This is a genomic window from Rhodococcus sp. T7 (assembly GCF_009872365.1).
Lineage (GTDB): Bacteria > Actinomycetota > Actinomycetes > Mycobacteriales > Mycobacteriaceae > Rhodococcus_F.
Window position 1 is genome coordinate 1 of the sequence record NZ_WXYH01000084.1, and the last position, 10,000, is coordinate 10,000.

General features: G+C 65.2%; 7 protein-coding genes and 2 pseudogenes. 1 reads left to right on the forward strand and 8 read right to left on the reverse strand.

What is annotated here, in order from left to right:
* The 8 genes and pseudogenes from MLGJGCBP_RS10740 to MLGJGCBP_RS10775 all read right to left on the reverse strand — a co-directional run.
* Window positions 1–449: ParB/RepB/Spo0J family partition protein (locus MLGJGCBP_RS10740; protein WP_160095444.1), on the reverse strand; the 449-nt coding region annotated here is incomplete at its 3' end.
* Window positions 449–1,162: a ParA family protein gene (locus tag MLGJGCBP_RS10745; protein ID WP_159928204.1), complete on the reverse strand. Its 714-nt coding sequence runs from the start codon at window positions 1,160–1,162 to the stop codon at window positions 449–451. The genes MLGJGCBP_RS10745 and MLGJGCBP_RS10740, both read right to left, overlap by 1 nt.
* Window positions 1,163–1,558: 396 nt before the next feature.
* Complete coding sequence (locus MLGJGCBP_RS10750) at window positions 1,559–2,113, reverse strand: hypothetical protein (protein WP_160095446.1); 555 nt, start codon at window positions 2,111–2,113, stop codon at window positions 1,559–1,561.
* A gap of 9 nt (window positions 2,114–2,122) precedes the next feature.
* Complete coding sequence (locus tag MLGJGCBP_RS10755; RefSeq protein ID WP_236581027.1) at window positions 2,123–2,314, reverse strand: hypothetical protein; 192 nt, start codon at window positions 2,312–2,314, stop codon at window positions 2,123–2,125.
* Window positions 2,315–2,999: 685 nt separating this feature from the next.
* Complete coding sequence (locus MLGJGCBP_RS10760; RefSeq protein ID WP_236581028.1) at window positions 3,000–3,527, reverse strand: hypothetical protein; 528 nt, start codon at window positions 3,525–3,527, stop codon at window positions 3,000–3,002.
* 83 nt (window positions 3,528–3,610) lie between these two features.
* Window positions 3,611–4,234 carry a hypothetical protein gene (locus MLGJGCBP_RS10765; RefSeq protein WP_160095450.1) on the reverse strand — a complete coding sequence of 208 codons (624 nt, stop codon included), beginning with the start codon at window positions 4,232–4,234 and terminating at the stop codon, window positions 3,611–3,613.
* 168 nt (window positions 4,235–4,402) lie between these two features.
* Window positions 4,403–4,592, reverse strand: a pseudogene (locus tag MLGJGCBP_RS54260) (integrase); the annotation flags it as partial.
* 1,019 nt (window positions 4,593–5,611) lie between these two features.
* The gene (locus MLGJGCBP_RS10775) at window positions 5,612–7,933 is read right to left on the reverse strand and encodes an ATP-binding protein (protein WP_160095452.1); all 2,322 of its coding nucleotides are present in this window, start codon (window positions 7,931–7,933) and stop codon (window positions 5,612–5,614) included.
* A gap of 1,484 nt (window positions 7,934–9,417) precedes the next feature.
* Between MLGJGCBP_RS10775 and MLGJGCBP_RS10780 the strand changes: the two are divergent.
* Window positions 9,418–10,000: pseudogene (locus tag MLGJGCBP_RS10780) on the forward strand (methane monooxygenase); the annotation flags it as partial.

Sequence of the window (10,000 nt, forward strand, 5' to 3'; positions counted from 1 at the left end):
TCGACGGCCTTGGCTTCTTCGATGACGTCGAAGTCGCGGCGGCCGACGTTCTCGATGACCGCCGCGGCGAGCAGGGTGACTCGGTCCTTGGCGACTTCGTCTTTGACGACGATGTCGAGGTTGGGGCGGCCGAAGTTGGTGGCCGCGGCCAGGCGCCGGCACCCGTTGATCACCACCCATCGGGCGAGCCCGATCGTGGTTTCATCTTCCGGATACAGCCGCAGATAGGCGTCCCGGGTAACTACCAGGGCGGGTTGGAGTTGAGTGCCGGTGATCGAGGCCAGATCGCTGAGATCGCCGAGGTCATCACGTGGGTTACGTGGATTCGGTGCCAGTTCACTCAAGGGCACGTTGGTGGGTGTCCCGCCGGCGGCGGGCCGGTCGACGGGGGAGTTCTCGCCGACGACGCCGGCGAGGGTGGCGAGGTTGGTGCGGGTGCCGCGTGCCATCACCGACCACCGTCGATTCGCAGTTCCAAAGCCAGCCGGTAGAAGTCTTCTCGGGCCTGTAGCGCCACCCGGTTGGCGGGGTATTCGGTGACCACCAGGCCGTCGGCGCTGGCCCGGGCATGGAGCTTGTAGTGCCGGATGACGGTTTTCGCGAGTGGCCACTTGTTCGCTCGGACGAAGTCCTTGGTTTCCTCGAGGTCGAGTTTGCCGTCGCGGGGATCCCAGTTGTTGATCACCACCGTGTACGGAATTCCGCGGGGCTCGAGGATCTTTCGGATGGTGCGGGCGGTCGGGTCAAAGGACAGTGGTTCGGTTTCCATCGGCACGATGACGTGATCGGCAACCTCGAGGACCGTCCGCAGGGCGTCGGCGGCCGGGCCGCGACCGAGCGGGTCGGAGGTGTCGTCGGCGGCGTTGAGGTCGATCCAGCCGGGGGTGTCGACGTACACGTGGCGGATGCCGGGCAGTTGACCCAGTTGACGGAGCCCGGTGAGGTCGTCGTGGGCCTGCACGACGTGGAAGGGCAGGTTGTCGAGGCGGTCGGCCCACCAGATCGCCGAGCCCTGCGGGTCCACAGACACGGCGGCAACCGGGGAGGTGGCATCGGGATCGTCGTCCTGGTTGAGCACGTCCGCGGTGACGGCGGCGAGGTTGACGGCGACGGTACTCTTTCCGACGCCGCCCTTCTGGTTGAGAAGGACATGAATGGTCATGGGACCCTTTCCGTTTGCTTCACCCACTTATGTGGGCTACTTCGGACGGGATGCACGGTACGGCACCGCAGCAGTTGGAGCGGGGCCGACACGCGGGGGCTGACGCAATCGGCGGGCGTAGCTTCGGTTCGGCCGTCGCCGGAGAGTGGACCGTCGGCGACGGCTTCGCGGTTTCGCGAAGATCCGGTCGGCGCGAAGGTGTTGACGCGGTAGGCGCCCGCAGTGCCAGGCCGAGTTCGCGCCTCATCAGTGACCTCAGGGGGTCTCGGCAAGTAGCTCGTGCCGGTTGTTTACCGCGGTAAACAAACAAGACCAATCGGTATGGTTTGTTTACCGCGGTAAACAACAGACAAAACGGACATCGGTCGTCCAGGTTCAAGTCGTCGGCGCGCTGCGTTATCTGGCGGCGACCGTGACGTTCGCGCGGGCGGGCCCGAAAATGGTGACACCGCGGGCGGCCGCGGCGTGGGCGTTGCCGTGCAGCACAATGCGGGTGTCGTCGGTGGCGTGTACCTGCGCGTCGTCGTGCGCATGGACGGCGGCGTGGTCGTAGGCATAGACGGTGGTGCTCTCGCCGGCGAGGACGAGGGCGTGGTCGACAGCAGAGATGGATGCACGGTTGTGGGCGGTGACCCGGGTGCGATCGAAGGCGTCGACGGTGGCGGTGGTGTAGGCGTGGGCGCGGGTGTGTCCGAAGAGTTGGGCGTGGGCGGCGCCGGTGATCACGATCGCCGGGGCGCGTTTCTCCGGCCGATCGGTGGTGTCGGTGATCTGCACGCGAGATGAGCCTTCGACGCGCAGGGTAAGGCCGTCGGGGAGGTCGCGCAGTTCGATGGTGGTTTCGGGTGGGCTGTCGAGGATTACCGTTTTCGCGCCGGTTGCCAATCGGGTCTGCACGTCGTGCGCGGTGCGGCAGGCTTTGCGGCGGGCGTGCGCGGGCGCGGATTTCATGCCGTGAATCTAACTTGGCGACTGGGTGTTTTCCGGCTGGGAAGGGGTGGTGTCGGTAACGGGGAGGATTACGCCGTGCTGGGTGAACTCGGTCCGCAGCCGCAGCACCGCAGCCGGGGTGCGGCATCCGTTGCGGGCGAGGGTGAATAGCCCCTCGGCGGCTGCGGGGTCCTTGCAGGCGACCGCGATCGCCGCTCCCATGCTCGAGTGCACGCACTCCCAGTGGGTTGGGGTGTCGTCGCCGAACGCGGGGTGCACCGAATGGCGCGGGTGGCGGGGGAGTCGGTCACCGAAGATGGGTCTCGGAGAGAGGCGTGGACGATGGGCGGTTGGCCGGGTTTTCGGCGAGGAGCATGGCCACGGTGACCGGGTCGGTGGGTCGGCTGGTGCCGGCTCGAGGTCGGCGGCGGCGCACCGGTCGGTGAACAACGCCCACATGTGCCGTGACGCCCGGTCCAAGTGGCGCTGGGCATCTGATGCTCGCTCCGGTCGCTCCTGTCGCACCGGATCACGGAGCATGTGGTCCGAGGGGTGGGAGGCCTTCATGGTCGAATCATGCCGGACCCGTCGGTGCGGAGCGGTCAGGTACGCGGCCTGCCGCCGGTGATCATGCGGGGGGAAGGGTTTCCGTGCGGGGCGGGTGCGTCTTCGCGGTTGCGTCGACGCCACCGGCGCCGCCATAATGTGGGTGCCCGAGGCAGTAGCCGAGGGAAGTGGTTCGTGTAGGAGGTCTCCGGGGCGTAAGTACCCCTGTAGGCAGCCCCACTCAGCGGTTTCCAGCCTTGCGCGCCCACCCACATACGACGAACGCCCCTCGCAATGCGAGGGGCGTTCTCGTGTTCTCTACACCCGCACGGCGGTGATGCGAGGGGCGTTCTCGTGTTCTCTACACCCGCACGACGGTGATGCGGTGGGCGATCTTCGCGCGCATGCTGCCGCCGCGGCCCCACGCCCAGGCATGCACATCCGGGATCCATAAGAGGGAGTTCGAGGGTCGATCGTGGGTGTACCGGAACGGGGCTGCGGCGCCGAGTTCGTCGCGGATGACGCGGTTGTCCTCGTGGTCCTGATCGCACGACTCGATGACCAGGTTCGTCACCGGCATCTGGGCTAGATCCCGCACCGCGGCTGCCAGGGTGACGTCGCGGGCCTGGCGCTCGTTGACCTTGCGGGAACTCATCACGTAGATCCGGCTGTTCGCCTCCAGCCGGGCGACCTCGGCGACGATCTTCGGTGCCAGCTTCTTCCCGACACCGGTCATATGGATACGGGAGTGCCCGGGCGGGCGGAGCGCGTTCATCTGCTTCCGCAGGGCCGTGAGGTCGCCGGCCGCGACCGTCACCGCGCACAGGGCGTACTCGCCCCGCTTGGATTCGTCGATGAACGCATGCACGCGGAGCAGTCTCTCACCCACTCGCGACAAACCCCGGCGGCCACACGGCTGTGGGTAGTTCCCACTCTGCATGGGCCGGGACGCAGTTAGGGCTGTGCCGACCGTTACCAGGGGGTCAGCGGCAATCCCGCCGCTTCGGCGAATCTGATCCGCTGTTCGATGCTCTCCGAATCCTCGCCGCGGCGAAGGCCTGTCCGGATCGCGGCGGCGATGGCGCGGGTACGCCCGGCCGGGCCTCGGACGTCGGCGAGGGGGCTGGCGAGGTTGCGCCGGCGCAGGTGGTATTCGGTGCGGTTGACGGCGTTGGTGCCCAACCGCAGGTGGTGGGGATTGACGCAACCGGCGAAGTCGCACTGATGACACAGCACCGCATCCTCCGCTCCGGACCACCCGAGCCGGGGAATGATCCCGTATTCGCGTTGATACGCGAACAAATGGGCCGGGACGGTGCTGCGGCGGGAGGGACCGGGCAGGCTCGCGGCCCGGAAGGATCCGTGTCCGGTGGAGGAGACACTGCCCAGCCAGACCGTGCACCGGTCCGATTCTCTCTCATAGCATTTGGCGTCGAACCGGGCGAGCGCCGAGGGGTCGTCGAGCCAGGACCGCCACAGTCGTTCGGGGACCCGGACCGGTTGCGGTTGACCGAGCAGGGCGAGTTGTTCGACCGCCGAGACCAACTGATCGGCGGGCATCCCGGGGAGCGGAACAACGTCGTCTACGACTGCCATCCTGCTCTCCCTCCGCGCTCGCGGTGCTGTTACCGGAAGGGTAGGGGCGGTGTCCGACATCAAGTGGGCCGGTGGTGCAGGGAACCACCGGTGCACACGGAGGAGCGCGGCCTGCGCACGCAATCGGCTCCGCCTGCGCCATCAGATGCACTGCGACCGAATGGACTGTCAGAGGCCGATGTCGGTGACCGCGTTCGCGATCAGCGGGCGCGTTGTCTCGGGTGTAGACCTCGATCATCGTGTGTCCGGTCTGGCGCATGATCGCCTGCGTGTTGCGGCCGTTGCGGACCGCTTGGGTGACGAATCCGGCACGCAGCGAGTGCCCGCCGACCCAGCGCGACAGGGTGGCCGGGGAGTAGGCCCGCTTACCGTCCTAGGTATAGGTGTCTGCGGAAGCAGATACGCGGCCACCACCATCGGATGCGCCGGCAGGGGAGTGCGCCCGTGGGAGAAACACCACGTTACGAAACGCTCCCGATCCGAGGTGTAGGCGCGGCGGGTGTTCTCCGCCCGGACGCTGCATGGCGCCGTCGATCCGCGCCGCCACCTTCTCCGGCAGCACGGGACCCGCGGGTGCTGCTACCGGCCCGCGCAGGGCCTCGTTCACCGGTTCGATCGTCACCGACGCAGATTATTCGAGTACACCGACACTCTGCGGAGCAAAAACGCGCTGACGTCGAGTTTTGTGGGGATAGCTGCGGTAACTGAAATTATCAAGGCCTAGTGCGCACAAACCATGAGTGACGCGGAGCGATGCCATGGAGAGGGTCCGTGAGTCCGTTGTTTTTCCCGGGTGCAGGTGAGAGGCCGCGCGAAATTGCCAGCAGGTTGACCTGGCGAAACGTCACTCGATGTCAGCGACAGGCCTCACGGATCAGCAGTGTTCGGGCAGGATTCGGTCGTTGAGCTGGGAAGACGTCGAACGATATGTGGGCCGTTGGTGACATTTCCAGGCTGCTTACCCGCTGACAATTTTGTGCGGCCTATCAGGTTTCTCAATTTCGCGTCAGTACGGGCGAAGCTATGCAGATGCCGCAAAGCGGTGAGGTCGAGGTCAGGTACGTGCAGGGCGACGGTGGTCCAGTCGCGAAGACTTTCGCCGCCGCGGATCCGCAACGAATGGTGCGCGGGCTGCCGGTTCGACGGGTGCGGAGTCATCCTCGACAACGGCATTGCGCGGGCGTGTTCTTATCGGTCACCAGCAGCGTGACCATGTGGTGTACGAAAAGTCGACTGGAACTGGACCGGTCTGTGGATGGCGAACTCCGCGCCGGAAGCGAGGCAGCTGGAACCGACGCCGCGATGTTCTGCGAGCACGTCGCTACCACCGTCGACATCGATGTCACTCGGCTTGTGGGTTCTTCGGCGACGTACAAGCTAGGACTGCTGCCCCTGGGTCTGCTCGACCATCCATGCCGCGATCTGAGCGCGGCAGGTGAATCCCAACTTCGAGAGGATGTTCTCCACGTGGCCTTGTGCGGTGCGTTGCGAAATGACGAGCTTGGCTGCGATGGCTTTGTTGGTGAGGCCTTCGGCGACGAGTTCGGCTACCTGTTGTTCCCGACGCGTGAGAATTGTGGGTCCCGGCTCCTCGGACGTGTTGGGCGGGCCCTTTGCATCGAGTGCATAGTTAGCGGCGTCTTCGAATCGCATCCCGAGGCCGCGCCGGAACTCCGTCTCGAACGTGCGGTCACCGATCGCCGAACGGGCCTTTTGCTCGAGTCGGTCATGTGGGAGGCGCAGATTCGGGTAGATGGTGTAGGGGCTACCAACCGTTTGGGTGAGAGCCTCGGTTGAACCCATCAGCCTGGCCGCGCGCTCGGGAGCTCCCTCATCCACAGCGATCCACGAGAGCACGTCAATACACCCCGTAGCGCTCGTGCGGTCGTCCCCCGACAGCGCGAGCCGTAGCCCCTGCGTGACGAGTTCTGTTGCACGGGAGTGCTCGCCCCGTTCCCGGGCACACATCGCTAAGCCCCATAGTGCCCAGCCCCGGTAAATGGATTCGCCCCGCGATTCGGTGATCGTAAGGATCTCGTGGTGGCACTCCTGGCTCCGGATCCAGTTGCCGTCCGCGTGACTGGCCAGCGCGAGCCCGAATAGGGACCAGATCCTGTACAGCAGGTTGCCGTCGGTGCGGAACCCCGCGAGGGAGGACTCGAAGTGTTTACACGCCGTAACGGGATCTCGAGTGATCAGCGCGTGATGGCCTACGGCCTCGGCCATGAGGGCATTTGTGGTTCGATCGCCGAACTGCGCCGCGAGCGCGCCTCCACGCGCCGCGTAAAAAGCCGACGCCTCCGGGTCACCATGCAACCCGGACAGCACACTGAGCACATGCAACGCCTTGATCCGGCCCATACTGGGTGTGCCATCCTGGACAGCCAGAAGTTGAACAAGCCAACGGATCCCCTCGGGCGCCCTGCCCCGCACCCGCCAGTACGGGTACAACGCTGCCGCGATGCGCAGTCCCACATCGGCCTCCTCCGGACCGGTCAGGCAGAACTGCAGGGCAGCCCGGATGTTCTGTTCCTCTGCGTCGAGGCAACCGATCCACGCTATCTGCCGTGAGCTGATCCAGTCGGACTCCGCCCGCAGCACCAAGTGTTCGAACCAGTTCCGGTGCCGCCGCAACAGCGTTCCGAAGTCGCCGGACACCTGCAATCGTTCCGTGGCGTAGTCGCGCAGCGTCTCGAGCATCCGATACCGCACCGCCCCCGCGCAGTCCGCTTCGCGAATCAGAATCGACTTGTCGATCAGCGAGCCCACCACATCCACAACCTGGCCCGCCACCAGCGGGTCGGTGCAGACCGCTTCAACGGCGTCGAGCTTGAAGCCACCCGAGAACACCCCCAGCCGCCCCCACATCGTCCGCTCGGCCGGAGTGCACAATTCGTGGCTCCAGTCGATGCAGCACTGCAGAGTTTGCTGCCGGGCCGGCACCCCCCGACTGCCCGAGGTCAGCACACCGAACCGGTCCGTGAGCCGCTGCAGGATCTGCTCCACCGACATCACCCTCAGTCGTACTGCCGCCAATTCGATGGCGAGCGGCAGACCGTCCAGGCGCCGGCAGATCGCCGCGACTACATCCTGATTGTGCTCGGTGACAGCGAAGCCCGGGACCGCCATAGCCGCACGTTCGGCAAAGAGGTTCACTGCCTCGTAGTGACCGAGACCCCCACCGACCGCCGTCGTTTCCGGAGTTGTCAGGGGTGGCACCCTGAGCACTGCTTCTCCGCCAATGCCGAGAGGTTCCCGGCTGGTTGCGAGAATCCGAAGTTCCGGGCAGGCGCGGAGAAGGGTGAGGGTGAGGTCGGCGACCGGTTCGACGAGGTGCTCGCAGTTGTCTAATACGAGCAGCTGATTCCGTGTCGTGAACTCCCCTTCAAGGAGGGTCTCGGGTGCGGCGTCCCAGCCTTCACGCAGGTGCAATGCCGACGACACGGCGTCGCCTACCCTGTCCGGGTCGTGCAGTTCGGCCAGCCCGACCAACCACACACCCTCGTCGAATGCGCGCCCGGAATCGGCGGCGACCCGCAGCGCGAGCCTCGTCTTTCCCACACCGCCGATGCCCGTCAACGTCACGAGCCGTGACACGGAGAGAAGCCGGCGGACCTCGGCGATCTCACGGCGTCGACCGACGAAACTCGTCAGTTCGTGGGGGAGGTTACCTATGTTCGCTTTGGCGCCGGAAGGCATGAAGCCGTCACTTCCATCTCTCAGGTAACCCCTGCAGACCACGATACCTCCGTCGCAGAAGCGCGATGCGGACATCGGCAATTCGGGGCGCTCCGTGGCGGTCGATTTTCCGCACTGTCCCTGAAAGTCCGAACCCTCAGCCGCGCAACTGCGGGTCGGAGCCTTCGATGTCCTCGACGAGGGCACGGCCGCGGAGTCGCCTCTCTTCGATGCGGGGGCGATCGCACGGCACCCCGTCCGCCGAACGTGACGGATGAATCGCTTTGACGTGAAACTTTTTACGTGTCGATTCGCGCGATCGACATTTCTGGATGAGGTGCCGTGTTGCGTGTCTCGGCGATGTCCTCAGGGCGGAGCCCATCGGCGGTGATCCATCGTTCGGTTGCGTACGTCCGGGCCGAGAGGGCAAGAACCGATCGTGTCCTCGAGGGCCTGTTGTGCGGGGCGATCGGTAGGACTGCGACGACGGCGTGGACCAGAAGGGATGTCACGAGTGAATCGGTCCGGGTGTGCGACGGTGCGAAGAATCCGCGCCGCGGTTGCGGCCGATGGCTCGGGATTTACGGTGTTCGTTCTGGGCCGGCGAGGGCTACGTTGCGTAGCTTGCGTGCCGCCCGCCATCTCCGCGGTATGGCGGACGGCACGCCCGCAGGACGGCGCGTTGAATCCCCTGTACCCAGTTCAGGGTCTTCTTCGGTGCGCGCCGCCGGGCATATGCACCACGTCCAGTCTGGATGGTTCAGCAACCGTGGTCGACGCGCTGGTGGGTGAATCGCCTCCCGGCACCGCGGTCGACCTGCTTCCGTACGCAGCTGAGTTCGTGGGGATTGGTCCTCGATGGCTCCTCACTGTCACCTGGGCTGGTCGGATGAGTACTCCCGGCTGGAAGCATGGCAGCACAGCCAGGTTCGTTGGTGTCTCACTTTGATACGTCGACATCGCGGCGTAGTCGAACTCGATGCCGAATTCTCGGGTTTCGCGTTACATCGTTGCACGGAATATTCCGAGTGTGCCATTGGCGGTGGCCTAGTGGCGGTGGCCTTTTCGCCAGGCGTGCAGGGCAAGTACGCCGACTGTCGCATCGCGTTCGAGTTGAAGTTCCTCGAGCGTCGTCGAGTCCGGCGTATCGCCGCCCGGGTTTTCGGCGTTCGTGCGGATGGGTGGGGCGGCCATCCGCCTGCGCGTGAATGCGCGACGGTTACCGCTCGTTGATGCGGACGCCCAGCGAGTACTGCCCACCCACGAAGGTCGCTTCGGTTGTCGTCCTTCGCCGAGGCGAAAGAATTCTGTGGAGGTGATCCCATCGGCCCGGTTGCAGGTCGGCCCCGTCCCGGGTGCCGGATCGGTGTCGGCACCCGACACACCGGTTCGATGTGACTGCTGTCTCACACTGAGACGTTCGTGAGCTGGATTACGCGGTTGAATCAATCGCACAACGTCCCCACCGTCGGCACTCGGCCGGCACCCGATTCAGGAGGCGCACATTGAGTAGGCAAAGCCTGACAAAGGCTCACGCGAAGATCACCGAACTGTCATGGGATCCGACCTTCGCGACCCCGGCCACCCGGTTCGGCACCGACTATACCTTCGAGAAGGCTCCGAAGAAGGATCCTCTCAAGCAGATCATGCGGTCCTACTTCCCGATGGAGGAAGAGAAGGACAACCGCGTGTACGGTGCCATGGATGGTGCCATCCGCGGCAACATGTTCCGCCAGGTTCAGCAGCGCTGGCTCGAATGGCAGAAGCTGTTCCTGTCGATCATCCCGTTCCCGGAGATTTCGGCCGCCCGTGCGATGCCGATGGCCATCGACGCGGTGCCGAACCCGGAGATTCACAACGGGCTCGCGGTGCAGATGATCGACGAGGTTCGGCACTCGACGATCCAGATGAACCTCAAGAAGCTGTACATGAACAACTACATCGATCCCGCCGGGTTCGATATGACGGAGAAGGCGTTCGCGAACAACTACGCCGGCACCATCGGCCGTCAGTTCGGCGAAGGCTTCATTACCGGTGACGCGATCACCTCGGCGAACATCTACCTGACCGTGGTCGCCGAAACCGCGT